Source organism: Comamonas sp. HJ-2 (assembly GCF_053615495.1).
In genome coordinates this window covers 1-24,295 of sequence record NZ_JBSIFD010000014.1, presented here as the reverse complement: position 1 = coordinate 24,295, position 24,295 = coordinate 1, and the positions used below count along the sequence as shown (strand labels likewise).

Here is a 24,295-nt window from a genome sequence, read left to right as displayed (position 1 = left end):
CTACTGCGCATGACCTCCTCTGCCCACTCCTACGCCAACTCTGCCGACGTCTCCGACCTCTCCTCGCTACAGGGACTGCGCGAGCAATACCGCGAGGCCAAGGCCCGGCAGATGGAGTTGCTGCGCAACCCCACGCTGGGCAGACGCAGCGTGCGCGGAGTGCTGCACCATTTCAGTGAACTGGCCGATGGTCTGCTGCGCACCCTCTGGCAACGCGCGCAGATGCCGCAAGGCGCGGCCCTGCTGGCCGTCGGCGGCTATGGGCGCGCCCAGCTCTTCCCCTACTCGGACATCGATGTGCTGGTGCTGCTGCCCCAAAGCAGTGCACCGCCGGCTGCGGAACTGGCGGCCAGCATCGAGCAGTTCATCAGCAGTTGCTGGGATGCAGGCCTTGAAATCGGCTCCAGCGTGCGCAGCATTGCCGAATGCCTGCAGGAGGCCGCACAGGATCTGACGGTGCAGACCGCCATGCTGGAGTCACGCCGCATCACCGGCAGCAAGGCCTTGTTTGCCGACTTCGAGCAGCAGTTCCGCGCGCAACTTGATCCCAAGGCTTTTGTCGAAGGCAAGCTGCTGGAGATGCGCCAGCGCCACGCCAAATACGACTTCACGCCCTATTCGCTCGAGCCCAACTGCAAGGAATCGCCCGGCGGGCTGCGCGATCTGCACACCATGCTCTGGCTGGCCAAGGCCGCAGGCTTCGGCAACAGCTGGCATGAGCTGGCCGAGCAAGACCTGATCACCCATTTCGAGGTCCAGCAGCTCGAATCCAATGAATCCCTGCTCAGCCTGATCCGTGCACGCCTGCATGCCGTTGCCGGCCGCCATGAGGACCGGCTGGTCTTCGACCTGCAGACTGCCGTGGCCGAAGCCTTCGGCTACCGCTCCACCACGCCGGAGGGCCGCAAGCTGGCCATGCGCGCTGGCGAGACCCTGATGCGCCACTATTACTGGGCCGCCAAGGCAGTGACCCAGCTGTGCCAGATCGTGCGCATGAGCATCGAAGAGCGCCTGAACCCCGGATCGCACGAGCTGATTCAGCTCAATGATCGCTTCTGTGAGAAGGCCGGCACCATCGAGGTGGTCAGCGACGATCTGTACGAGCGCGATCCGCATGCCATTCTCGAAACCTTTCTCATGTATGAGCAGCATGAGGGGCTGACAGGTCTGTCGACACGCACGCTGCGTGCGCTGTATGCCAGCCGCGACGTGATGGACAGCGCCTTCCGTCGCGACCCGGTCAATCGCGCCACCTTCATGAAAATCCTGCAGCAACCGCGCGGCATCACCCATGCCATCCGGCTGATGAATCAGACCTCGGTACTGGGCCGCTATCTCTGGCCCTTCCGCCGCATCGTGGGACAGATGCAGCACGATCTGTTCCACGTCTACACCGTGGACCAGCACATACTGATGGTGCTGCGCAATGTGCGGCGCTTCTTCATGGCCGAGCATGCCCATGAATACCCGTTCTGTTCCCAGCTCGCCGCAGGCTGGGACAAGCCCTGGATTCTGTATCTGGCTGCCATCTTCCACGATATCGGCAAGGGCCGAGGCGGCGATCACTCCGTGATCGGCGCCGTCGAAGTCAAGCGTTTTTGCCGCGCCCACCAGATCGACAAGGCCGATGCGGAACTGGTCGAGTTTCTGGTACGCGAGCACCTGACCATGAGCCAGGTGGCCCAGAAGCAGGACTTGTCCGACCCCGATGTGATTCGTGCCTTTGCCGAACGCGTTGGCAACGAGCGCAAGCTCACTGCCTTGTACCTGTTGACGGTGGCCGACATTCGCGGCACCAGCCCCAAGGTCTGGAGTGCCTGGAAAGGCAAGCTGCTGGAAGACACCTACCGCCTGACCCTGCGCGTGCTAGGTGGTCGCGCCCCGGATGCCGCCGCCGAAATCGAAGCCCGCAAGCGTGAGGCGCTGGTGCAACTGGCCCTTTCCGCCCAGCCCTTTGAGTCCCACAAGAAACTCTGGGAGACACTGGATGTGAGCTACTTCATGCGCCATGAAGCGGCCGACATCGCCTGGCATACCCGCCATCTCTCGCGCCATGTGGGCCAGGGCAAGCCCGTGGTGCGCGCCCGGCGGTCGCTGGCCGGCGAAGGCCTGCAAGTGCTGGTCTATGCACCCGACCAGCCCGATCTGTTTGCCCGCATCTGCAGCTACTTCGACCGGGCCGGATTTTCCATTCTCGATGCGCGCGTGCACACGGCCAACAACGATTACGCGCTGGACACCTTCCAGGTCGTCGCACCCACCATGCAGGAGCAATACCGCGAGCTCATGCACATGGTGGAAAGCGATCTGACGCAGACACTGCTGCGGGGCGGCCCGCTGCCCACACCCTCGCAAAGACGGCTGTCGCGCCGCGTCAAAAGCTTTCCATTCGCCCCGCGCGTCATCCTGCGCCCCGATGAAAAAGCCCAGCACTGGCTGCTGTCCATCTCCGCGTCAGACCGCGCCGGCCTGCTCTACATCATTGCCCGCATTCTGGCCCAGCACCATATCAGCGTGCACCTGGCAAAGATCAGCACCCTGGGCGAGCGCGTGGAAGACAGCTTCCTCATCGAAGGCCCTGAGCTGCAGGACAACAACAGCCAGTTGCGCATGGAGACCGAGCTGCTCAAGGCCCTGGCCCAGCCCGGTTGAAGCAGGCCCGGCAATTCGGGCTTTAGTTTGATGATTCGCTGCCGATAAGCAGTCACCACTACTACGGAAAGCCCATGCAGCTCGCCTCCAATGAAGTTGCGGCATCGCCGCCCACCACACGCAGTGGCCTGTTTCATATGCCGTTGTTTCGCCCCGGCACCGAGGTCACTCAGAATGGCCGACGCGAAATCGTCAGCCATGTCATCTTGCGCAGACGCGAACTGATGGTCTACCTCCGAGGTCACGACGACCCGGTCAAACCTGATCGCCTGAGTCTTGCCCCCACGGTGTTCACCACCGAACGCCGGCCTGAACCACTGACCTGGTTTCTTTGATCCCTCGAAACAAGAAAGCCGCTGACGCTCATGGCATCAGCGGCTTTTTCTATGGAACCCGGCTATCAGCCCAGCTTGGCCTGTGCATTGGCCATGATCTGGCCCAGTTGCACCGGTGCCGCCGGCTGCCACTGCGGATTGAACTGCAGGCCTGCAGCCTGAGGAAACAGCATGACCACCGTGGAGCCGAGCTGAAAGCGGCCCATCTCCTCGCCTCTAGCCAGCGTCACCGCTTCGGCACCTTCGTAATTCCAGGTCTTGATATGGCCTGGACGCGGAGGATTGATCAGGCCATGCCACACCGTTGCCATGCTGCCCACTATCGTCGCTCCCACCAGCACCAGCACGAAGGGCCCATGATCGGTATCGAACACGCAGACCACGCGCTCGTTGCGCGCAAACAAGCCGGGTACGCCACGTGCGGTAACCGGGTTCACCGAGAACAGATCCCCTGGCACATAGGTCATGCTGCGCAGCTTGCCGGCACAGGGCATATGAATGCGGTGATAGTCGCGCGGGCTCAGATAGATCGTGGCAAAGCTGCCGTTATCGAACTGACGGGCCAGAGCCGCATCCCCTCCCACCAGCGCAGTCGCACTGTATTGATGCCCCTTGGCTTGAAAGATCTGCTCGCCTTCTATCCTGCCGAACTGACTGATCGCACCATCTACCGGGCAAATCCAGTCCGCCTGCGCCAGAGGACGAACACCGTCCTTGAGCGCACGAGTGAAAAAGGCATTGAAGGTCTTGTAGGCTGCGGGGTCGGGATTGGCTGCCTCGGCCATGTTCACCTGGTAGCGCTGGATAAAGCGGCGAATGACTGCCGTCGTCAATCCGCCGGCCTCGGCTTGCGCCAGTTTTCCCATCAGCGCGGTCAGCGCCTGCTTGGGCAAGAAATATTGGGAAAGTACGGCGAGTCGATCAGACACAATGGAATTTTGCTATCAAAGTTATAGAGCTGTCGAACAGGATTCTAGCCAAGACCACGGCAGCGGCGGCTGTCTTTGGGGGCTACAGGCGTTTTACCCCATCCGGGCCACCGCCCAGGCGCGATATCTCAATGATGCAAGCGTCATGACAAAGACCCATGCCCCCGTCTCATCGCTGCGACGCTTTACCCCTTTATGAGGGCATAAGCGAAGGCGAGACGCTACAATTCCAATGTTTAGCTGAATGCTGTTTCACAGCACGGCTTGATTGGATATCGGCCTTTTGTTCGGTCTGCGCAAACAGCGCAGCGCCCTTGCCACATTGAGGCCTGAGCAGTTGTTCTGCTCAGGCCTTTTCCGTGGTGATGACGAGCAAGCGCCGCAACTGACCTTTTCTAAGAGATTGAACAAATGGCCAAGGAAGAACTGATTGAAATGCAAGGTTCCGTGACGGAAGTCCTGCCTGACTCGCGTTTTCGCGTCACGCTGGACAACGGTCACCAACTGATTGCCTACACCGGCGGCAAGATGCGCAAGCACCACATCCGCATTCTGGCTGGCGACAAGGTGTCGCTGGAAATGTCGCCCTATGATCTGACCAAGGGCCGTATTACCTTCCGCCACCTGGCCAACCGTGGCCCGGCCCCCACGACACCTCGTTCAAAATAAATAGCGCCTCATCATCAAAAATTCGCCACTTTCAAAAGATGCGCAATTTTTTGTAGTTAGAATAGAGGCTTCGGAGCGTAGCGCAGCCTGGTAGCGCATCTGCTTTGGGAGCAGAGGGTCGCGAGTTCGAATCCCGCCGCTCCGACCAAATGACAAGGGGTTAGATCGAAAGATCTAACCCCTTTTGTCTGTCTAGGCTTCTCGACCTTGCCGGCTTATGCGCGCCATCATATTTATTTGCGGCTTGGCAGACTAAGAACCGCCTTAACCCTCTTTGAGGCCGGCACGAAGCATCGATGCTTTGCGCCCTCATGGCAAGAAGGCTGACGCCTCCCTCCTAATTCGAGCTTGCACTCCTTCGGCCCAAAGTGACACATGCAAGAGCTCTCCGTGAGCGATGAAGCAGCCCGCATCATCCGCGCGACATGCCACCCGGGCGCGGCCTTGGCTGGCTCAAGGGAATAAGAAAAGCCGTCGAGGCAGAACCAGGGCCGCAGCAACCAGTTTTCGGCAGGCAGAAGACAAAAGAAAAAGCCCCGGCTGCTACGGCCAGGGCTTTGGAATTGGCGCCAGGGGTTAAGCCATCTTTCAGTGCTACAACCTGAACCTAGCGATGCGTATCTTGCTCTCGAAATATGACAGACAGATGGCAAAAAGCCCTGACCGTTTCCGGCCAGGGCTTTATTGGTTGCGAGGGCACGCAACCACCGATACTTATTATTCACTGGCAATATCGATTTGAAAATGGGTGTTCTGGCCAGCCCTTCCCTGAGCATAGCCTACCCAACTCGGCGGCTGGGCGTATCGTTGAAAAGTGCAAAATTAGGTCCGCCACCTACGGGACACCCTGACGAGCAATGCAACGCCTTTCGAAATAGGAATTTGTGCGACAGTTACCAGGGTCAGGACTCATTGATGTGAGAGGCGCGTTCTGATTTTGCTTTGCACGCCTATGGCTCCAGGCTCCGTGAGGAGACTGAGCATGAGCGACCTGTACTGGCTGACCGACGAGCAGATGGATCGTCTGCGTCCTCACTTTCCCAAGAGCCACGGCAAGCCGCGCGTTGACGATCGACGAGTTCTGAGTGATATCGTGTTCGTCAACCGCGACAGGTTGCGATGGGGGATATGGGCGTGTTTCTTCGCATGATGGAAGGGCTGGCTTCTGAAGGCGCCAAACCAGCGACGGTCATGACTGATACGACATATTTGAAGGCGCACCGCACGGCTTCGAGCCTGCAGTTTAAAAGGTGATCTCGGGCGGCTGATCGACCGTACCAAGGGCTGCATGAACACCAAGCTCCACGCCATCACCGACGCCAACGACCGCCCACTCAGCTTCTTTATGACCGCAGGGCAGATCAGCGACTACACCGCAGCCGCTGCTCTGCTGGACGAGCTTCCCAAAGCGAAATGGCTGCCCGACCGTCTTCTTCTCTGCCATCAGCTTGCCGCCACCGTCATCCTCTGGCTCTAATCAACGAGTCCTGGCCCTAGGGTTCGCAGATCGGAGCGATTGGCTGTCCGGCCAACAGCTTGCGCACGAAGGGAATGGAATCCTTCAGGGAGGCGTTCACCGTTTCATCGTGCCCCAAGCCCGGATAGAGATGCACTTCAACAATGGTGCCTGCCTTGCAGGCATCTTGCACAAGCCTACGTTGCATTTGTGGCGGTGCCATCAAATCAATAGTGCCGGAACCTACGAAAAGCGGTTGTTGCAGCTTGAATGTTGGATACTCCGCCGCTTTTCTGCCCCAAATCTTCTCGAGTCCGCCCGGTTTGAAGCTATCCGCCCAGGTCAAACCCACACTATCGATATCAGCCTGCAGCAAAGCGATATGTTTGATGCGTGCCAAGTCCAGCAAGGGAAGTGCCTTGTCGGTGAGGACGTCTGATGCTTTCAGTCCAGGAGAGGCCTCCATAGCCGTGAGCACCGTATAAAGCATTTAGGAACCCAAAGGTCCCTTTTGATCGTAAAACTGCGCTGCGGCACGCACATCGCTTGTAGGATAAGGCACACCAGTCGCAACGGTCCCCAGGATATGGAGATCCGGTGCATACTGGGGAGCGAAACCTGCGGTTGCGAAAGCGGCGCCAGCCCCTTGCGATTGCCCCACAATGACAATCCTATTGGAAAGAAGAGGTATATTCTTCAGCGCTGCACGAACACTGTCGAGCACGCTGTAAGCCTCCGAGCGCATATCCATATAAGGGTGAAGCCCGGCTACCCCCAGCCCTTCATAATCGGTCGCGACAACCGCAAAGCCTGCATTCAGCCAAGCGTTCAAATACTGCACATCGCGATAGGATCGACCATGCCATGAAGGCGCGAGAGCGTCCGCTACCCCCACTGTGCCGTGCGCCCAAGCGACGATCGGCCATCCTTCAGCGGGCGCCTCTCCTTTGGGAACGAAAACAGCCCCAGAGACGGCGACAGGGGTCTTTCCATCGACCCCACTGGTGGATCCATAAAGAACGCGGAACTGCGCGCCCGCTCCAGCGAGTCCGAGAGGTGTGGGAAGAGGTTCTTTACGAAGCGGTACGCCTGGAGTCGAAGGGATCGCTTCGCTCCACGTATAGAAGTCGGAAACCCGGCCATCTCCCCAAAGGGGATCTGACACAGGCGTTTGCGCCCCGGCAGTGGCAGTCACGAGGCAGGCGGCCAGAGCCAGGGACCGAAGAGCAGATTTCATTGCGGATCCTTAATCCATTTTTGATCATCATATAGTCCTGTATGGAGTATTAAATGTCAAGTTTACTGATAACAACTAAGCCTCGGACAACGGACGATTGGCCTCGATGATGAAGCTCACTTCTACCGCTTATGCCTTGCTGGGGCTGTTGGCTCGGCGTTCCTGGAGCGCATATGAATTGACAAAGCACATGCAGATAAGTGTGGTGACGGCGTTCAACAGTCGTGCGCCAAGCCATTTGTACGCAGAAATAAAAAAGCTGGAAAAGCACGGTCTTGCTGACGTCAGCGAAGACTTCCATGGCAAGCGGAAACGTCAGGTGTACACCATTACCGAGGCCGGTCGTTCCGCTCTTGAAGCGTGGCTTCTGGGTGGCGAAACGACACCCGCGACCAACGATTGGGAAACTATGCTGCGCCTTCTCTTTCAGGATCAAGGCAGTCCGGAGGGCATTGCGGACTCTCTTGCGCGGATGGAAGATGAGGTGCTCCATTACCTGCGGGGCGCAGTGGAAGGTGTGGGACAGATACTCGCTGAAGATCGAATTGAACCGCATTCCCTGTTTGTCGCCAATGCGGTCGAATTGTTGGTATCCACGCAGGAGATGCATCTCACCTGGGTGAGGAATTTCCGTGAACTGGCAAAGCGATTGCCTGCGCTTTCGGAGTCCGAAACTCGTAGCCAAGCGCGGGCGAGCTATCTACGCAGCCATCGCCGCATGATCACTTTGCTGACCGAAATGGCAGAGTAGCAACTGTGCATACAAGGGGACTCCCTGCTGCCAAAAGCAGAGTTTCCGAACTTGCTCAATCCAATCGACAAACCAACCTCGCGAACAAAGATGGTGTATCACTGCGGCTGCGTTTTGGAACGCAATGAAGCGCAGCCTCCTTCACATACGATGATTGATCGGGGTCGCGTCTAACCTCGTGCATAGAGGGAAGGAGTGAGAGCGATGACACATTTTGTGGGTCTGGATGTCTCGTTGGAGGGGACATCGGTATACGTAGTCGATGAAACCAGCAAGGTTGTCTGCGAGCGCAAGGTACCGACAGAACCAGATGACATCGGTACCCTCCTCGCCTCGATCGGCGAGGAATATGGCCGGGTGGGGATCGAAGCTGGTCCGCTGCCCCAGTGTCTGGCGAACGGGCTGATCGTCTCGGGCTTTCCCATGATATGCGTCGAAACACGCCATATGAAGGCGATGCTCCAGGCCCAACAGGTCAACAAGTCGGATCGCAGCGATGGCCACACCGGTTCGGTGCCGACCACCGTGCTGCTGCTGCAGGTGCTCGATACGGTTAACGTGCCGATGATCGCCAGCAGTGGGTATCGCCATGGGCACCCGGACCCCGGCGTGACCAAAGGTGAATACCTGCGTGCATCGACCGATGGCACCATCCTGACCGCCAAGCTCGACGGTATTCCACAGCGCATGGTTCGTTCGAAGCTGATGGACCGGATCGAAAAATCGGGCAAGATCGACATGTGGATGCGGGCGATCGAAGCCAGCATGTTAATGAAGAAGCAGTCCTGCGCTTCGTGGATCGAACTGCTGAAATTGGCCAGGGGCATGACCTCGCATGGCGCCATGCCACTCACGCAGGCAATGATGGCCGCGACCATGTCAATGTTGATCCAGAAGGCCCTGGTGGACGGCGATATCGAAAACGGCATCATGGCCATGAGCGTGGCCGGCGGGCGTATCGCCAAAATTCCGAGCTGCCAAGAACTGAATCGCCCCGGCTTTTTAGGAGGCTGTTTGGTTTAAGTCAGGCCACCACTGCTGTGTTCTTACTGACGAGTTGCCGTTAGTAGTTTGCCTCGGCTTCTGCTGGCGGCACATACCCGATGGGGTTGAGCGACGGTGGTGATTGAACCACGACACCCATTCGAGCGTCTTGCTAATTCCACGGTCTCCTTTGTCTTCCACGGCACTCGGCGGTGAATCAACTCGCCCTTGTAGAGCCTGTTGATGGTCTCGACCAAGGCGTTGTCATAGCTTTCGCCCTTACTGCTCACCGAAGGCTCGATGCCCGCTGCGGCGAGCCGCTCGGTGTAGCGGATGCTGACGTAGTGCGGGCCTCTGTCGGAGTGACAAACTAGGACTCCCTCACGCTCTGGCTGTCGCGCATACAGAGCTTGCTCCAGCGCATCGAGCACGAAGTCCGTACGCATCGAACTGCTCACTCGCCAGCCCACGATACGCCGGGCAAATACGTCAATGACGAAGGCTACGTATAGCCAGCCCTGCCAGGTCGAAACATACGTGAAGTCGCTGACCCACAGCTGGTTCGGCTGTTGCGCCCGAAACTGCCGATTGACCCGGTCCAGCGGACACGGTGCCTTGGCATCACCGGCGCTGGTGCGCACGACCTTGCCGCGCATCACACCACGCAGCCCCAGCTTGCACATCAATCGCTCGACCGTGCAACGAGCTGCGACAACGCCCTCGCGTGCCAGTTGCCACACACCTTGTCGGCGCCATAGACCTGCATGTTGACATGCCAGACATGTTCAATTTGTGACACCAGCATCTCGTCGCGATGAGCGCGGGCACCGCACTTATGTGGCTCGCGCAGCAGCGCCAAATGTCTTCATTAGGCCGACGGAGCGACCTGCAAGACCTTGCAGAGCGACTCGACTCCGAAGGCATCATGATGCTTGTCGATGAAGGACTTGAGTCGGCGGTCGAGCTCCGCCTGGGCAAAAACGCAACGGCCAGCTTCAGTATCCGGTTGGCCCGCCGCAGTTCTTTGACCTCGCGCTCAAGCTCCTTCATCCGCTGCACCTCACCGGTTCACGCATGCCGACATCGACTTCATAGCACTTGACCCATTCGTTCAGGTCTGCGGCACGCAGCCAATCTTGGGCTCAATGGACTCGAGGCCACCCCCAGCGATGTGGAACTCCCCACGATGCTCCTGTACCATCCTCTCTGCCCGCTCACGGACTTCTGACGAGAACTTGTTTGACTTCTTCATGGCTCAATCCTCTCAGAGTGTTGGACCTCCTCAAAAGCCGGGGCGATTTATCTATGTGTTCCTCGTGAATCCTGCCTGCCACATCCTTCAACGTGCCCTTGACTTGATCAGTATTCATGACACCCTCCTTATGAACAAAGCCGCAAAATGCGGCTTGGGTCAAAGTTAAGCGCTAGTGAGGCCTACGGCCGTGGGACCTGCCAGGGCATCCATGTGATGCAAACCCTTGCGCGCTATCAATTGCTCACAACGGCAAACGCAAAACAAAGGCGCCCGCTGATCATGCTTGAAACTATGGTCACGCCGCTGGCTACCCCAGGCAGCCTGGGCATACGCCTCAGTATTGCGATGAATGGCCGCTATCGGGGCGTTCCTTATCAAGATACGTCAGCAGCATCCGAAATATCGACCAGAGGGAACGCAAACCGTGGATTCGACATCATGCCAGCCCTGACCAGACGCCAGCGCACAGAGTTCAAGTGCTCCTTCTCCAGGACATAGGCTGCAAACAGCACGTGATGGAGCTTCATGGACGCGGCTTGCAGCACAAGCTGAGCCTGTCCAGCACCCAGTCCGGAATTGAAGGCAATGCCTCATCTTCCTGCCGCAGAGGCTGGTACCGCTCCTCGGCACTGACACCTCGCAGCCTCTTCCAACCGCCCTGAACCCAGCGCCCGCATCTATCCGGTAACTCTTGGTGCCATTCAGTTTCATGCCTCCAGGCATCGATCCTCTCTTTTTATAGTCCTGAGAATTACACGGTTATTTGCAAACGATTCTCAATTGCGTTTATGATTCACCCCATGGTGCAGCGAGTCGCTGTACCGCCTCTTCATCGTGGGGCGCTGACAAGCAGGGGCTTGCAGCGTTTTAGCTAGCCAGCGGCCCTCTCCTATTAGCCAAGCCTTTTTTCCACGATCGAGCCAATCAAGTCGTCAGCCACAGCAGCACGGCCAAATACCGTTGCGCAACCACAAGCCTGTCTCCCGGCTGGAGCACCGGCCAGAGCTTCTCGACTGCGCCATCACGCACCGCATATGGCTGGCAGAGTCCTGCACCAGATTGACGGCAAGCATCCTGCAAAACCCGGCCATCGCCGCTACTGATCCACCGCCCTGCGTCGCGGCAACGATCCCGAAGAGGATGAAAACCCATGGCTAAACCACTTGGCGCGATCGCGCTTGCTGCCCGCCCCTCCGCTGCCGCGATACCATGAGCCTCTGGCCCGGCTTGGGCGGACGCCCCCCTCTTCCGCAACTTCATTCCTCTCTGGCAGTGCAATCCGAATCGCTGCACGCACTGCCTTTTCCGACCCGTGCAAACAGCCTAGCGACTGGACAACAAGACCGTGCAATGCCTGTTTGAGAATTCGCGAGCACAGCTCACAACTTACATTCCTGTCAACGAACTGACACAGTCAAGCATTAAAAAGGGACTCATCAGCTTCCATCCCCCCTGCAAGGAGTAGCCATGACCTACCTGTACGCCGCCTATCCCGAACTCAAAGCGACGAATCAAGAGATCATGACGCCAATGCCTGACCCCCACTCTCCCGAAGAGGTTCTGCGGATACTGTCCCAGACCCCACCCGAAGGCGAGTACAGCGCCGACGCCTTCTAAACGGTCTCCAGATAAACCAAGCCACCCGAAGGTGGCTTTTTTGTTTGCGTTTCAGGTCTAGCGCCGACCGTTCCCACGCCCGCCGTGGTGCTTATGCCCACCTCCATGACCACCTGACCGATGGCCATGATGCTTGTGGCCGTGCGGATGCCCGTAGTACCCATCATGGTGACGGTGCCCATAACCATGCCCGTGATGTGCATAGCAGCCAGACAAGAACAGCGCAAATGCCGAGACTCCAAGTAACTTTTTCATAGCAATAAGTCTAGGTTATTCAATCGCTTGCGGGTACTCGATGTGTAAGCAAGTGAAGCTCCTGCCATGCCTAGCCAGCCTTGAACTGGCTGTTGTTTCTGTAGCCTCATGTGGCCTCGAATTTAGTGAACCCCAACAGCCCACAGCCCCTCTTTCCAGGACCAGGATGGCTGCGATACGAGCCCAGGAATGAGGCTCAGGCGTCAGAAGTGCCTTGTCACCAGGTCCGATACCGCGCCCCTTGCGCGTCTCGGGTATCAAGCCCTGGAAGCAGGAGGACAAAAAGCATGCCCAAGAGCGGCGTTGCCGGATAGTCCAAAGGACAGCTGGAGCAAAAGGCTGATTGCAGATGAAAGCCCTTTGTGACGGCTATTGCAATTCCAGAAATCGAGAAGATGACCGCCTGGAACCGAAACCGTTCGCGTCATGTTCGAGCCAGCTGATATGACCAACGCATTCATCTGCCGGGTAGCCAGACGCAAGAAAGTTAACTCATCAGATAGAGAGCCCCATAGAGTTTCGACCTCTCCATACAACAAAAAGCAAAAGGCGAGAGGCATGCCCGGCCAAATTGCAATCTCCAAATATTTTTAAATTTCGACTGTCTGTAAACAGGGTTTACTCCTGTTTTTCCCTATCATCATTACGTCAAAAATAGAACGAAGATTCATTCTATTTTTACGATGCAAAAAGAAACTTGGACATTCTTTCCAAATTCCAGCTCCCGCAATATTCAAACGCTTAGTGTGGCTCTGAGGCTTTTTGTAAGAAATGGCTTCTTTAACACTTCAATCCAAGAGTTATGCACCGAGGCCGGAGTTTCTATCGGATATTTCTACAACCACTTCGCTGATAAAGAAGGCATTGCCAGGGAGCTTTATCGACACCTGCTCTCCCGCATGAATGCGCTGCTGGATGAAATTGAAGTGCAGCACGCAAGCAGCCGTGAACGCTGTGAAGCCGTACTGCGCATGCTGTTCGCCTTGGCTGAAGCCGAGCCTGATGCAATGGGTTTTGTGGTCAACGCACGCCACCGCGAGTTTCTGCCAGAGGAGCAAGCGATCTGTTCCGCTTCCGCATTCGTCCGTATGCGCGGCTTTGTGTCCTCCGGCATGAAAGACGGCGAGATTCGCTCAATGGAACCCATGGTTGCCGCCAGTTTGATGTATGGCAGTGCCATCCGCATTATCTGCCTGCGCCTTGACGGATTGGTGGACACACCGCTCGAACAACTCTTTGACTCCTTGTGGGAAGGAGTATGGCGCTCACTTCGGCCCGATTGAATTTGGTTTCACGAACCGACACCTATCAGGTGCCGGCCATTTTCCGACTGAATGTTAAGAGGAGTAGCAGGATGGCGCATCACATATTGATCATTGGCGGCGGCATTGGCGGAACCATGACAGCCAATCATCTGGTCATCAAGTTATATCCGGAATTGCTAAGCGGCAAGGTGCGCATCACCATGCTCTCCAATTCTCCTTGGCACTATTACAAGCCAGCCTTTATGTATGTGGCTTTCAATGCATTTTTCCGGGATGAACTGAGACGTAAACAACGCGGACTGCTGAGGCCTGAAATCGACTTTCAAGTCGAGGAAGTGGAGAGCTTTGATTTTTCGGCTCAATCAGTCCAATGTAAAAGCGGAAAACGCTTTAACTACGACCACCTTGTGATATCCACGGGCTGCGTTCCTTCCCCAGAGCGCATTGCCGGCTTGGCCGAGGGCGGCGACCATTTCTACCAGCATGGGCCTGCCCGCAAATTGGCCGACAAGCTGACTCGTATCGAGAAGGGTCGAATATTCATCACCGTGACCTTCCCCAAGACCTCGAACGTCCCCCACCAGTGCGGCATCGCACCGATCGAGACAACTCTGATGCTCGACGATCTGTTGCGCCGCCGCGGAGTGAGAGACAAAGTGGAGATCATCTATACCTACCCCACGGTATCGCAATTGCTGCGCAACTGCCTGTTCCTTCAGAGGGATACCTGCGAGATCCTCCCCACGGTGTTCGAGCAACGCGGTATACGTTATCAGCGCGGGTTCACGTTGTCGCACGTGGACCCGGACGCAAAGATCGCCTATTCGGAAGAGGGCGAATCAGAAGACTTCGACATTCTCATGGCCACACCCCCCATTCGAGCAGTACAGGCCGTACGCGATAGCGGTATGTCCCAGGCACAGGATGGCGAAGGTTGGCTCCCCACTGACCACGAGACGATGCAAATGCTGGGCACCTCGAATGTCTACGTGCTCGGCGACACCGTGGATCTTCCTGTCAGCAAGGCCGATGGCTCCTGCCACAGCCAGTCACCTGTTGTCGTCAACAACATCGCATCGCAAATCCGCTTCGACCGTACTTGCGACGCATACGACGGCCGAGTTGTGGCCATCGCGCAGATGGGGCTCGATGACGGAATGCCTCTTTGGTATGACTACAAAGTAGATGTCAAGCCAACGCCTCCCACCAAGATCGGCGGAATGATGCGCAAGGGCTTCAATCGAGGCCTGTACTGGGCGGTAGCACGCGCCCTGGTCTAAGCCAGCTTCATGGATGTACACAAGGAGATTCGAGATGAATAGCACTACCGATATTCCGATGGCCGAGCACGAATCTGCCATGAAACTCAGTGCAGGCCTGCTGAACGACGATGCCGCTCTTCAGGGTTTGGCCGAACTCATGAGCAAACTCGAGCCTCTATTGGCAGGGCGCCGCCTGAACCGTGTCGTAGACATGCTTTCCGTGGCTGCCGATGCGGTCGATATGAGCGATGCGTACATGGTCGAAAAGCTGGCCAGAGCTTTTGAAGAAAGCGTATCTGCAGCATGGTCAGCCGGAAACGCGGCCCGCATGGCCGCAGCCCGCATGGAGCGACTCGAGACAACACCTACTTTAATTGGCCTTCTTCGCATGGCGGGTGAGCCAGATGTGCGCCGTGGGTTGGCGTTCCTGCTATCCATGGCTGGAGCATTGGGCCGGCAACATGCCTATGACCCTATCGACTACACAGCGGACTGAAGGCAAGTCCTTAGCAGTTCTGGCCCCAGCCCTTCCGCCGCAGCCGGTCTTTCTTTTCTGGAGAGGCAATCAATCTATGAGGCCTTGCCTCCTGAATAGTTGTGCCGCCTGTGCAACGCCAAGCCTTCCCCCGCCGAATCCCTTGGACAGATCAGCAAGGCACTGGCAGAGCACTTTGCACCATCAGTTGCAGTCGTGAAGCAGATGAGCCAAAAACCTTTGCATTCAAGCCGCCATGTCCACCGATTTCATTCGCCGAGGTACTGCCACACATTTACAAATCCACCACGGATGATGAGCGAGCGCCCCTCGGGGCCGCAGGAAAGGATGGCTGGCACGGCGCTGCGCTTGCCGTAGTGATGCCGCACACCGTCTGCTGGCGAGGCAGCCGCAGCTCTGTCCTGACAGCACTTGAAGGTGCGCGCCGCTGACCGCATGCAGGTAGCGCAATGCAAAAGCCCGACCACTGTCACGAGGCTCTCAAGCACCGGGCAGCCTGTTTAGCGAGAAAGTAGAGCCTCAAAACAGTCTGCGCTCGCTGCATAGCAGCGCGCTGCAAAAAACAAAAATGCCCCACAAGCAAACCTGTGGGGCATTTTATAAACTGGGGTGGCTGATGGGACTCGAACCCACGACAACAGGAATCACAATCCTGGACTCTACCAACTGAGCTACAGCCACCGTAGAAGTCTCTATTCTACTTCAGAATTTGAGCCATCAAATCAAAATTGAGAGCAATAAACACTGAACTAGCAACGATTCAAGGCAAACACCTCTCATCAAATAAAAACGCTCTGCGCTGCAGAGCGTTTTTGAAATTCTGGGGTGGCTGATGGGACTCGAACCCACGACAACAGGAATCACAATCCTGGACTCTACCAACTGAGCTACAGCCACCGTAGAAGCATCTATTGTAATGCATAAATCAGGCCGGAAATAAACTCATGCCTGATTTAAATGCCTTACTGAGGACGCGGCACCTTGATCTGGACCTTGAAGGCCTTCTTCAACTGTTCATAGTAGGCCATGACTTCAGCCATGGAAGACCACTGCGTGAACTGCGCCTTTTGCTGCTCCAGCACCTGAGCATCTTGCGCAGGACGCTGGGCAATGCGATTGACCTTGATCACGGCATAACCTGCATTGCCAAGGTCGACACCCTCCCATGCAGGCAGGGCATTCGTGGGGGCGCGCAATGCCGCATCCAGCACTTCACGCGGCAGGTCCCTGGCTTGATCGCGACCCACCTCGACAGCCGCAGGCAGTTGAGCTGCTTCAGGCTTGGCCTTCCATTCGGCCATCTTGGCCTTGCCTTCCTGCTTGGCCAGCTCTGCGGACTGGTGCGCCACATATAGCTGCTTGAGTTTCTCACCCACTTCATCCATGGACTGGGTGTGCGCAGGAGCATAGCTCAGCACACGTCCAGCCACCAGGTTGCTGGGGGCCAGCTCCACTGCGTCGGTATTGCGCTTGTTCTCCAGAGAGTCTGCGGAGAACAATGCCTCAAGGAAACGCTTGTTGGCCAGAGGACCTTGCGCATCAGGGGCTGGCTCACGCGTCACGTTCTCGACCTTGTGAATGCTCAGCTTGAACTTCTCGGCCACAGGCTTGAGGCTTTCGGACTGCTCGTAAACGGCGTTGGAGAAGGCTTCGGCCGCCTCTGCAAACTTGCGCTGAGCCTGTTGTTGCTTGAGATCTGCTTCCAGCTTGGGGCGCATTTCCTCGAACGAGGGCACCTTGGGCTGCTTGATGCCGGTCAGCTCGATGATGTGAAAGCCAAAGTCAGACTCGACCACATCGCTGATGTCGCCCTGCTTCATCTTGAAAACGGCTTCTTCAAATGGCTTGACCATGGCCTCGCGGCCAAAGTAACCCAGATCACCGCCATTGGCAGCAGAGCCGGGATCCTGCGAGTTGGCCTTGGCTACCTGGGCAAAGCTCTTGGGATCTTTGCGTACCTGGGCTAGCAATTGCTCAGCCTTGGCCTTGGCTTTTTCACGCTCTGCAGCCGGAAGATCCTTGGCCGCATTGATCAGGATATGGCTGGCACGACGCTCTTCGGGACCGGCAAGACGGGCAGCATTTTCCTTGTAATAGGTGCGCAGGTCGTCTTCGCTCAGAACAATGCCTTGCTGTACAGCGGCCAGGTCCAATTGGACATACTCCACCGTTGCTGCCTCTGGCTGTTTGAACTGGTTGGTGTGTGCTTCATAGAAAGCCTTGAGCTCGGCCTCCGTGGGCTGGACCTTGCCTGCAAAGGCACTGGCATCAAACCGGGCAACTTGAATTTCTCGGCGCTGATACAGGGCGTCCATGGCCTGCTGCAACTGCGCGGCAGTCGTGAAGCTGGTCGAAGAGACGGAACCCAGTACCTGATTGAGTGCCAGTTCACGACGCAGATTGGCTTCAAACCCTTCGGGAGTCATGCCCTGCGAACCTACCAAAGCCTTGTAGGCTTCCGCATCCAGCGAGCCATCTGGCTTTTGCAAGGACGCAATCGCGGGGATTTCACGCAAGGTACGCACCAACTGTGCATCGGGCGTTGTCAGGTGCATCTTGGCGGCAGCAGCTGCCAGCACGCGATCACGCACCAGCTTCTCCAGCGTGGCATAGCGCGCCTCTGGCGAGTCGAGCAGCTTGGCATCCATGGTCGGATTCTGCGCACGCAGGCGGTCGCTTTCAGCCCTGTGAGCGTTGTCCCAGTCCTGCAGGGTGATGTCATGCCCATCCACGCGGGCCACAGTCTGGCTGGACTCGGTGAAGTAGTTCTGGTTGACTCCGACAAAAATGAAAGAGGGAATGATCAGCAAGAACAACAAGATCATCACGAACTTGGAATGCTTGCGGATGGATTCGAACATGGTCAATCTTTCTGCGGCAGCAAAAATAAAGGCGAACTTGCGTTCGCCTCATTAACAATGGTGAAAGCCGTGCGACCCGCTTGCGCCACCGACCGGGCCTCTACAGGGCACTGATGCTCTACAGAACTGCCATCCAACCTCCACCAACAGGGTTAGGCTAATCCTGTCCATTCTAACTGCCAGCTTTTCCATTGCCGCTGTCTAGCCAGGGCATCTTGCATAGAAATACCCCGAACAACCGTCACCTCCAGTAGCAATAGACGCCAAAACTCAAAGAAGGCTTTGAGCTCTCCAAGCCTTCTTTGCGCTGTAGCGGCGGGTACTGAATGTCTCGAACCGCCTAGCCACTCTGCGCAAAGGTTTATACCTTCAAAAATATCAGCAACTTGCCCGCACAAGCAGATGAGCCAACCCTCCCCATCAAGACGCTGAGCGAAGAATTCGCGTGCCCCGGCATGCACACCGGGCGGCTGGATGAAAAGACCGTTCAATGCCTGAAAGTGAAACAATGACCAGAATCCCCAGTGAAGCAAGGTGCTCGTCTGGTCAGTCCTGTCACCTGGAGAGCCTGCAGAGCGCTACATCCCGCCCAGGACAGCTATGACGGCAAAGAGCTGCGGCGCACACTGGGCATTCCTGATAGCCGCTTCCGTGTGTTTGAGCTGCCAAGCCGCACCCATGGCCTGCCGATCTACCCCAACGGCACGCAGCTCCCCCCACCCCCACCTCAACGACAACACGACCCGCTGCTCAGGGGTTTCGCTTTTCTGGAACTCAGGTGCTCAAGAGCATGATCATTTACCGCATTGCCAAGAGCTGGCAAAACAATCTGCAGGTGCAGGAGGATGGCCTGCAAAGACAATGTTCGAGGAGTGCGACGCGCCCCACGAACGCGCCGCTGGCTGAGCAATGAGCCATGCGCTTCATGACCGAGACCAAAGTGCTGCCCGCCAGCGGCTCAACCGCAAAGTCAACAAGAAGGCCAACCGCCGCAAGCCTGGCAAGAAAGAGCTCCGCGATCTCAAGGATGAGCCTAAGTTGGATCTGCTGCCCATGGTCTTCGCCAATGGCTGACATGCGCGCCCAAGGAGCGGAGTTCTAGCGCCAGCGTCGCCTGGCATCCAAGGCGAAACCTGTGTCTGTTCACAAAGGCTGGCGGGTCTCCGGCATCCGGCCCGGGAAGCTGGATGAGGCAATGCAGTCCCATGAGCGGCTTTGCCAGATGACACAGAAGGCAGACGACAAGCCACCGGAGCCCTCACGAAGCCTCATGGCTTCGCACTGCAGTGCACAGCAAGCCGTACACCCTTCAAAAGGCCGCCCAGCAATACAAGAAGCTGGCCATAAAGGCAGGCTGGTTATTCACATTCAGGAGATTAAAAAGGTCACTGCATAAGCTTCAAAAATCGCACGGAAGTTGCATGCCAGCGATGAATGCGAATCAATAACCTGGAACGATTTTCATTCATGGAAGAAAGTCTTGGCATTGACAATTTTTGACTGATTTACCACTCCAAACAAGAAGCAGGCTGACATGGATGAGGGAGGACGCACGCTGTAATAAATTGTGACGCCAATAGCGGAACACATTTGCGGTGCAAGTAGATTGTCGCTTTGCGCTCAAGGAACAGGCGTTACCGCTCTTCGATCGAGGAGGCTCTGGTCATATGTTCGCGAATAACGACCTCTTGGTTCTGACGCCACCTCTGGCGATCTTTGTTCTGGCAGTCATATTGGTCGTGGCCTGGCTCGCCCAACGATCTCAGCGCTTTCTGCTTTGGCAAGCTTGCGCCTATTCACTCACTGCACTGCCTCTTGCAGCTCAAACCTTGATGCCCCTGGAGGAGCTCACTCGCTACGCACTCCTGATTGGCAGTTTCTACCTGCTGAGCGCTTGGTGCCTTGCGAAAAGTTGGGCAGAGAGATGGCGTGTATCGGCCCAGCCACTTGTAGCGCTACTGATTGCCAGTATCACTTTAGCTGCGTTGTATTACTTTAGCCGGATCAACCCCAACGTCTGGGCTCGAGTGAACTCCTTCAGTGTTGGTTCAGGCCTTGTTTTACTGCTACCTATCCTCCAGGTCTATTCAAGGAAGAGCTCATTTGACTGGCTCGACAAGTCACTGCTCTGGCTGAGCATCATTTTCACAGCCTACACCCTTACTCGACCCATGATTATTTCGCTGCTGGGATACCCGGATCCGCAGTCATTTCCAAGATCGCCGTATTGGCTCTTGACACTGGTGAGCATATTGAACTTCGCGATACTCTTTACCGTGGTCATGACCGCCATTGCCGCAAAGGAAACTGTTGGCAAACTACAGAAAGAACGTGACCTTGATACTTTGACCCAGATATTGAATCGCAGATCCTTCCATGAATATGCCTTGAAGCTTTTAACCGATATGAGACTCTATCCCATGGCAGTGCTGGCCTGTGATATAGACCACTTCAAACGAATCAACGATACCTGGGGCCACGAATGTGGCGATAAGGTGCTGCAGCTTGTCTCCACGACTCTGCAAAACCATGTACGAGAGCGCGACCTCGTCGCACGGTTCGGTGGCGAAGAGTTTGTGATTCTGTTGACCGACATCGCACTGCGAGATGCAGAAGAAATTGCTCAACGCATCCGACAAGACCTCAGCTCGAATAGAGACACTCTTCTCTCCGGCACAAAATTGACCATGAGCTTTGGGATTTCATCGATCACCGATCCATCCCAGCTGGACCATGCCTTGAGAGAAGCCGATCAGCTTCTTTATCAGGCAAAAAATGCCGGACGTGATCAAGTGCATGTATCGGGAGTGAGTTATCCAGATATCTCTCTCGAGAGCACTCATCCCAGCCTCGACCCATAGTTGCAAGAGACCTGCCGCAGCGCTTTGTGAAAACCCTGTAGCGGGAGCTTTCCCAGCCTGCCACTGAGCGGGCTTTTGGCGTTCGAGCAATGCTCAAGAACATGACCATTTAGTGCCCAGCCATCGACTGGCAGGGCGATCTACAGGCACAGGAGGATGTGCCCCACAACAGACCTTTTTTGCCGACTGCTGCTGCTCCACACAGGAGCGCTCGGAGGTCGCCCATCTTCGCAACCGCTTGGCGGTCAAAGCCAGGAAGCCAGCATCACTTCAATATTCGACCGTATTTTTTCAAGCGTCTCCTTAAAGCGCTTGCCCTCCTCGGCCAGCTGCTCGCAATCGGACTCTTGCTTGCTCTTTAGGGCCGCGAGATGCAGATCTAACTTAGCGCGCTGCCTCATGGCTTGATCCAAAAGCCTCTCCGCTTCCACTTGATCAGCAGCGTTCGCACTCATTTTCTGTGCACGCTTCATCAACACATCGATATGAACCAAGTCCGCTTCAGACTCGCGAATGTGTCTTTCAGCCATCTGTTCGATCGTTTCCATGGCGACCTCCTAGCTAGGGACCGTCGCGTGAAGAGTCCTGCCAAACTGGTTGATATTCCGGTTCTCTCGGAACACACCCATCAAATCAGCCATTCCCTCGCCGTTGCCCTAATCTATAAGGTACCGCATCTGCCCAGCCCACAACAAGTGGGCGCTACCCAACACCATGAGCCCAATGAGCAAAACCGCTGGACTGGAATCTTCAGCACCAGCAATCTCCAGCTTCTCAAGCTGAGCAGCCAGCCACCAAGCAGGCTCGTTTTCTGGAGCCAATGCTTACACCTCAATTCGTGCGGGCACTGCCTGCCAAGCTGATGATTGACCTGTTGACCGGTGCCTGTGATGCCTGCACAGGCATTGAGCAGGCCAGCGGCCGCTCCATTGACACGGGGATCAACCATGACCTGACGCAGTCGGCGCGCACGATGCCAACACCGCCCCTAAAGACTCGCCACTATCGCGCGGACATTCGGAAGATGTACCGCGCGAAGCTACAGGCGGGTAGCCGTAGACCTGCTGAACGTATCCGGCTCACCGGCAAACGCGAGGTAACCGTGGACATATGCTGCGCATGCTCATGCAGCGTGAGCGCTATAGCACCCAGGACTTCCCGCCGAGCTACATCATCGATCACCCGGCTGCAGACTAGCCTTCCGCAAAAACGGCTCGGGAGCGAACAGCCGGCAACAGCGTCAGCCCTCTGGCTGATCGTGGCCGGGAACAACAACGAAGCGAGCCCGCACAAACAACCAAATGAGCAGACTTCCTAGCAGTCCTATCCAAGTCCCAGTCTTTAAGGCCGTGGATTAGGATTCGCAGGAGATGGCTCAGGCCTCGGCACTACTGCCCCAGGATCTGGCTGTGGTCGCTGTATTCCCTCCATTGCCGGCGGCCGCGTTTCCAGTTCAGGCTTTGGTGCTTTGTCATCGCAGGCGCTCAGCGCGCCAGCGGCCACCAGCAACGCAATAGCAGATAGAGATTTCATGATTGGCCTCCTGTCATCGAACACATGAGCATGCTAGGCCGACCAGTTACGCGAAATGGAGCCAATTTTGCAAAACTCACACCCTGAGACACTCATCAGTATTCGCTCTGATTTCACCTTATTTATGCTTGTCCGATGAGCGAGATACAAATCTAGAAAGCTCCGGAGACACTTGAAAAGCAGGTATGAGAGCGAGAGCGTAAGAAGCCCGAAAAGATGTAACCCCGGCCCGCCGCCGCGGGCTTTTCTCAAGCGGCCATGAGCTCTCCTGCCGGGCGCCACGCCAGGCTCAGGTTGCTTGGTAAGCAACGATTTACGGTTGGTAGAGGCGGCTTGTGGAGGCTATTCGGGTTGGTAGAGAGGGCAAAGAAAAAGGGCTTAGATCGCTCTAAGCCCTTGATTTCTTTAGTTTTTTAGTGGTGGGTCCTGACGGTCTCGAACCGCCGACCTACTCCGTGTAAAGGTTTACACTTATCATATAAATCAAACACTTATGAAGCACACCAACCCGCCATACCAACTCCGAGCGCCTATTCATGCAACAAACAACAGTAGGCCGCCACAAGCCGCCAAAAAGCCTAATTCAAGCTCAAGTGCTGCCGAGCACTTGCGGCGGCTTTTCAGGAGCATTCATTGAGCAGTTTCATGAATGTGAGCAAGCTGTGGAAAGACAGTGCCAGCAGCGCGTTCCACGGAGCATCTATTCATGGCCTCCGGCAGGTTCCTGGACTAGGCTGGGGCTGCTTCAAACATACCAACTGGCGTCAATCTAAGCAATTGCCCAGCCTCCCGCACCGTCCCCGCCAACCACTGATCAATGTCTTGCATCTCGATCGCAATCACGCTGCGCTTGTCCTGCTGGTCCGCCGGCAGCTTGGGGTCAGGCTTGTGCATGCGACTCATAAGGGGATGTGAGTCTGCATTGATGGTCAGCATGGTGTAGCTCTCCACGAGCTCGCCCGTCTTGGGATCATTCCAACGATTCCACAGTCCGGCCAGCGCCCACGGCGCGCCATCGGCCCGGCGAAATCTCCACCATACGTTTTTGCCCGTCTCCCAGCACGGCTCATCAAAGCTCCAGGCGGGAATGATGCAGCGTTGGCCGCGCGCCCAGGGTGCCTTGTAGCTGGCTTTGCTGGCCAGCTCCTCAGAGCGCGCATTGTTGGTGCTGTACTTCAGCGTGCGCTCTTTCGCAAACCAGGGGATCAGGCCCCACTGGCCCGCCACACCCTCGATGCTGTAGCCAGGGTCATCGACCGCGCGGCGAAGGAACGGGCCAGGCGCTCGAGGGAATATGTCCAGGCGCTCATCCTTCCACCAGCCCGGCGATTCCCGGCCAATGCGAAAGTGACGCTCAATCTCGATCTCTGTGGGGGTGTTATAGCGGTTGCACATCAGTCGCCATCGTTGATGTTGCCGCCGCCAGCGTACTGAAGCTCCTCGTCAAGCTCGCGCCAATACTCGGCCATGACCTGCCGCGCCTCCTCCAGAGTCTCCAGCTTCATGTCGCGCTGGACACATTCGCTCGGGGATTCATCAACCAGCAAGGCAAGTCTCGCATGCCAGGCACAGCGCTTAATGACCGCGCCGGCAAGCCGACGCAGTTCTTCTGAGATCCAGGCCCCTTGCTCAATGAGGCCAGCATCCGCTGCAAGTCCATTCAGCAGCGCGACTTTGGACTTTGAGAAGGTGTAGCTGTCTTCCTTCCTGATTTCCTCCAGGGGCTCAGGCCGCATCTCACGCTCGATGAACTCCTGCGGAACCTCCCCCACTTCCACGGCCTTGTACGCATTTCGAGCACAGCGCTCAATGATCGCGCCCGCAAACGTGCGCATTTCCTCGGTGATCCACTCACCCTGGCCAATGAGGCCCACCTG

At 56.7% G+C, this 24,295-nt stretch carries 19 protein-coding genes, 3 tRNA genes, 3 pseudogenes and 1 other annotated feature; of the genes and pseudogenes, 14 read left to right on the top strand and 11 right to left on the bottom strand.

The features are described from left to right. The first annotated feature begins 9 nt into the window (after positions 1-9). Positions 10-2,652, top strand: a complete 2,643-nt coding sequence (locus tag ACWGXF_RS12960) for a [protein-PII] uridylyltransferase (protein WP_051517644.1) — start codon at positions 10-12, stop codon at positions 2,650-2,652. Positions 2,653-2,726: 74 nt separating this feature from the next. After that, positions 2,727-2,987, top strand: coding sequence for a hypothetical protein (locus tag ACWGXF_RS12955; RefSeq protein WP_003056528.1), 261 nt, complete (start codon positions 2,727-2,729; stop codon positions 2,985-2,987). Between the two features lie 65 nt (positions 2,988-3,052). On the opposite strand, the gene asd is transcribed toward ACWGXF_RS12955, so the two are convergent. Next, positions 3,053-3,916 carry an archaetidylserine decarboxylase gene (gene asd / locus ACWGXF_RS12950; protein WP_003066437.1) on the bottom strand — a complete coding sequence of 288 codons (864 nt, stop codon included), beginning with the start codon at positions 3,914-3,916 and terminating at the stop codon, positions 3,053-3,055. A gap of 411 nt (positions 3,917-4,327) precedes the next feature. Between asd and infA the strand changes: the two genes are divergently transcribed. The 4 genes and pseudogenes from infA to ACWGXF_RS12930 form a co-directional block, all read left to right on the top strand. Further along, positions 4,328-4,585, top strand: coding sequence for a translation initiation factor IF-1 (gene infA / locus ACWGXF_RS12945; RefSeq protein ID WP_003056533.1), 258 nt, complete (start codon positions 4,328-4,330; stop codon positions 4,583-4,585). Between the two features lie 71 nt (positions 4,586-4,656). Continuing rightward, positions 4,657-4,733: transfer RNA gene (locus ACWGXF_RS12940), tRNA-Pro, on the top strand. A gap of 834 nt (positions 4,734-5,567) precedes the next feature. Then, a complete protein-coding gene (locus tag ACWGXF_RS12935; protein ID WP_370466557.1) occupies positions 5,568-5,735 on the top strand; it encodes a hypothetical protein in 168 nt (55 codons plus the stop codon). Positions 5,736-5,828: 93 nt separating this feature from the next. Next, a pseudogene (locus ACWGXF_RS12930) lies at positions 5,829-6,062 on the top strand (hypothetical protein); the annotation flags it as partial. A gap of 16 nt (positions 6,063-6,078) precedes the next feature. Here ACWGXF_RS12930 and ACWGXF_RS12925 read toward each other — a convergent pair. Together ACWGXF_RS12925 and ACWGXF_RS12920 are read right to left on the bottom strand one after the other, a co-directional pair. Then, positions 6,079-6,531: a hypothetical protein gene (locus ACWGXF_RS12925; protein ID WP_452102008.1), complete on the bottom strand. Its 453-nt coding sequence runs from the start codon at positions 6,529-6,531 to the stop codon at positions 6,079-6,081. Further along, positions 6,532-6,873, bottom strand: coding sequence for a lipase family protein (locus ACWGXF_RS12920; protein ID WP_452102007.1), 342 nt, complete (start codon positions 6,871-6,873; stop codon positions 6,532-6,534). A 511-nt stretch (positions 6,874-7,384) separates the two neighbouring features. Here ACWGXF_RS12920 and ACWGXF_RS12915 point away from each other — a divergent pair. Together ACWGXF_RS12915 and ACWGXF_RS12910 are read left to right on the top strand one after the other, a co-directional pair. Then, positions 7,385-8,029, top strand: coding sequence for a PadR family transcriptional regulator (locus tag ACWGXF_RS12915; RefSeq protein WP_256630205.1), 645 nt, complete (start codon positions 7,385-7,387; stop codon positions 8,027-8,029). A gap of 204 nt (positions 8,030-8,233) precedes the next feature. Further along, the gene (locus ACWGXF_RS12910) at positions 8,234-9,052 is read left to right on the top strand and encodes a hypothetical protein (protein ID WP_256630204.1); all 819 of its coding nucleotides are present in this window, start codon (positions 8,234-8,236) and stop codon (positions 9,050-9,052) included. A 40-nt stretch (positions 9,053-9,092) separates the two neighbouring features. Here the strand turns inward: ACWGXF_RS12910 and ACWGXF_RS12905 are convergent. Then, positions 9,093-10,265, bottom strand: a pseudogene (locus ACWGXF_RS12905) (IS3 family transposase). Continuing rightward, positions 9,891-9,998 (bottom strand) — a sequence feature (AL1L pseudoknot). (Overlaps the previous pseudogene by 108 nt.) A 1,470-nt stretch (positions 10,266-11,735) precedes the next feature. Between ACWGXF_RS12905 and ACWGXF_RS12900 the strand changes: the two are divergent. Then, positions 11,736-11,885: a hypothetical protein gene (locus ACWGXF_RS12900; protein WP_003066434.1), complete on the top strand. Its 150-nt coding sequence runs from the start codon at positions 11,736-11,738 to the stop codon at positions 11,883-11,885. Here ACWGXF_RS12900 and ACWGXF_RS12895 read toward each other — a convergent pair. Beyond that, positions 11,882-12,067 carry a hypothetical protein gene (locus ACWGXF_RS12895; RefSeq protein WP_452102006.1) on the bottom strand — a complete coding sequence of 62 codons (186 nt, stop codon included), beginning with the start codon at positions 12,065-12,067 and terminating at the stop codon, positions 11,882-11,884. The genes ACWGXF_RS12900 and ACWGXF_RS12895 overlap by 4 nt on opposite strands. A gap of 756 nt (positions 12,068-12,823) precedes the next feature. On the opposite strand from ACWGXF_RS12895, the gene ACWGXF_RS12890 reads away from it, so the two are divergent. The 3 genes from ACWGXF_RS12890 to ACWGXF_RS12880 all read left to right on the top strand — a co-directional run bounded on the left by ACWGXF_RS12890 (position 12,824) and on the right by ACWGXF_RS12880 (position 15,163). Further along, complete coding sequence (locus ACWGXF_RS12890) at positions 12,824-13,423, top strand: TetR/AcrR family transcriptional regulator (RefSeq protein WP_452102005.1); 600 nt, start codon at positions 12,824-12,826, stop codon at positions 13,421-13,423. Between the two features lie 71 nt (positions 13,424-13,494). Beyond that, positions 13,495-14,685: an NAD(P)/FAD-dependent oxidoreductase gene (locus ACWGXF_RS12885; protein ID WP_452102004.1), complete on the top strand. Its 1,191-nt coding sequence runs from the start codon at positions 13,495-13,497 to the stop codon at positions 14,683-14,685. A gap of 34 nt (positions 14,686-14,719) precedes the next feature. After that, positions 14,720-15,163 carry a DUF1641 domain-containing protein gene (locus ACWGXF_RS12880; protein ID WP_452102003.1) on the top strand — a complete coding sequence of 148 codons (444 nt, stop codon included), beginning with the start codon at positions 14,720-14,722 and terminating at the stop codon, positions 15,161-15,163. Positions 15,164-15,768: 605 nt separating this feature from the next. Here ACWGXF_RS12880 and ACWGXF_RS12875 read toward each other — a convergent pair. The 3 genes from ACWGXF_RS12875 to ACWGXF_RS12865 form a co-directional block, all read right to left on the bottom strand. After that, a tRNA-His gene (locus tag ACWGXF_RS12875) sits at positions 15,769-15,844 on the bottom strand. 140 nt (positions 15,845-15,984) lie between these two features. Then, positions 15,985-16,060 (bottom strand) — tRNA-His (locus tag ACWGXF_RS12870). A 65-nt stretch (positions 16,061-16,125) separates the two neighbouring features. After that, positions 16,126-18,024: a SurA N-terminal domain-containing protein gene (locus ACWGXF_RS12865; RefSeq protein ID WP_452102002.1), complete on the bottom strand. Its 1,899-nt coding sequence runs from the start codon at positions 18,022-18,024 to the stop codon at positions 16,126-16,128. A 778-nt stretch (positions 18,025-18,802) separates the two neighbouring features. Here ACWGXF_RS12865 and rdgC point away from each other — a divergent pair. Together rdgC and ACWGXF_RS12855 are read left to right on the top strand one after the other, a co-directional pair. Then, positions 18,803-19,086, top strand: a pseudogene (rdgC, locus tag ACWGXF_RS12860) (recombination-associated protein RdgC); the annotation flags it as partial. A 605-nt stretch (positions 19,087-19,691) separates the two neighbouring features. Next, positions 19,692-20,885, top strand: a complete 1,194-nt coding sequence (locus ACWGXF_RS12855; RefSeq protein ID WP_452102001.1) for a diguanylate cyclase domain-containing protein — start codon at positions 19,692-19,694, stop codon at positions 20,883-20,885. Positions 20,886-21,130: 245 nt separating this feature from the next. On the opposite strand, the gene ACWGXF_RS12850 is transcribed toward ACWGXF_RS12855, so the two are convergent. The 3 genes from ACWGXF_RS12850 to ACWGXF_RS12840 all read right to left on the bottom strand — a co-directional run. After that, positions 21,131-21,433, bottom strand: a complete 303-nt coding sequence (locus tag ACWGXF_RS12850) for a hypothetical protein (RefSeq protein ID WP_003066420.1) — start codon at positions 21,431-21,433, stop codon at positions 21,131-21,133. 1,714 nt (positions 21,434-23,147) lie between these two features. Beyond that, positions 23,148-23,813, bottom strand: a complete 666-nt coding sequence (locus tag ACWGXF_RS12845; protein WP_177340770.1) for an SOS response-associated peptidase — start codon at positions 23,811-23,813, stop codon at positions 23,148-23,150. Then, positions 23,813-24,295 (bottom strand): hypothetical protein (locus ACWGXF_RS12840; RefSeq protein ID WP_452102000.1); only part of this gene is annotated, 483 nt, incomplete at its 5' end. The genes ACWGXF_RS12840 and ACWGXF_RS12845, both read right to left, overlap by 1 nt.

Bases quoted from the DNA above. Each gene is read 5' to 3' on its own strand.
- ACWGXF_RS12880 (WP_452102003.1), top strand. From the start codon at position 14,720: ATGAATAGCACTACCGATATTCCGATGGCCGAGCACGAATCTGCCATG.
- infA (WP_003056533.1), top strand. From the start codon at position 4,328: ATGGCCAAGGAAGAACTGATTGAAATGCAAGGTTCCGTGACGGAAGTC.
- ACWGXF_RS12885 (WP_452102004.1), top strand. From the start codon at position 13,495: ATGGCGCATCACATATTGATCATTGGCGGCGGCATTGGCGGAACCATG.
- ACWGXF_RS12935 (WP_370466557.1), top strand. From the start codon at position 5,568: ATGAGCGACCTGTACTGGCTGACCGACGAGCAGATGGATCGTCTGCGT.
- ACWGXF_RS12895 (WP_452102006.1), bottom strand. From the start codon at position 12,067: ATGGGCACCGTCACCATGATGGGTACTACGGGCATCCGCACGGCCACA.
- ACWGXF_RS12910 (WP_256630204.1), top strand. From the start codon at position 8,234: ATGACACATTTTGTGGGTCTGGATGTCTCGTTGGAGGGGACATCGGTA.
- ACWGXF_RS12960 (WP_051517644.1), top strand. From the start codon at position 10: ATGACCTCCTCTGCCCACTCCTACGCCAACTCTGCCGACGTCTCCGAC.
- ACWGXF_RS12890 (WP_452102005.1), top strand. From the start codon at position 12,824: ATGCAAAAAGAAACTTGGACATTCTTTCCAAATTCCAGCTCCCGCAAT.
- ACWGXF_RS12850 (WP_003066420.1), bottom strand. From the start codon at position 21,433: ATGGAAACGATCGAACAGATGGCTGAAAGACACATTCGCGAGTCTGAA.
- ACWGXF_RS12845 (WP_177340770.1), bottom strand. From the start codon at position 23,813: ATGTGCAACCGCTATAACACCCCCACAGAGATCGAGATTGAGCGTCAC.
- ACWGXF_RS12955 (WP_003056528.1), top strand. From the start codon at position 2,727: ATGCAGCTCGCCTCCAATGAAGTTGCGGCATCGCCGCCCACCACACGC.
- ACWGXF_RS12925 (WP_452102008.1), bottom strand. From the start codon at position 6,531: ATGCTTTATACGGTGCTCACGGCTATGGAGGCCTCTCCTGGACTGAAA.
- ACWGXF_RS12900 (WP_003066434.1), top strand. From the start codon at position 11,736: ATGACCTACCTGTACGCCGCCTATCCCGAACTCAAAGCGACGAATCAA.
- ACWGXF_RS12855 (WP_452102001.1), top strand. From the start codon at position 19,692: ATGTTCGCGAATAACGACCTCTTGGTTCTGACGCCACCTCTGGCGATC.
- ACWGXF_RS12865 (WP_452102002.1), bottom strand. From the start codon at position 18,024: ATGTTCGAATCCATCCGCAAGCATTCCAAGTTCGTGATGATCTTGTTG.
- ACWGXF_RS12915 (WP_256630205.1), top strand. From the start codon at position 7,385: ATGATGAAGCTCACTTCTACCGCTTATGCCTTGCTGGGGCTGTTGGCT.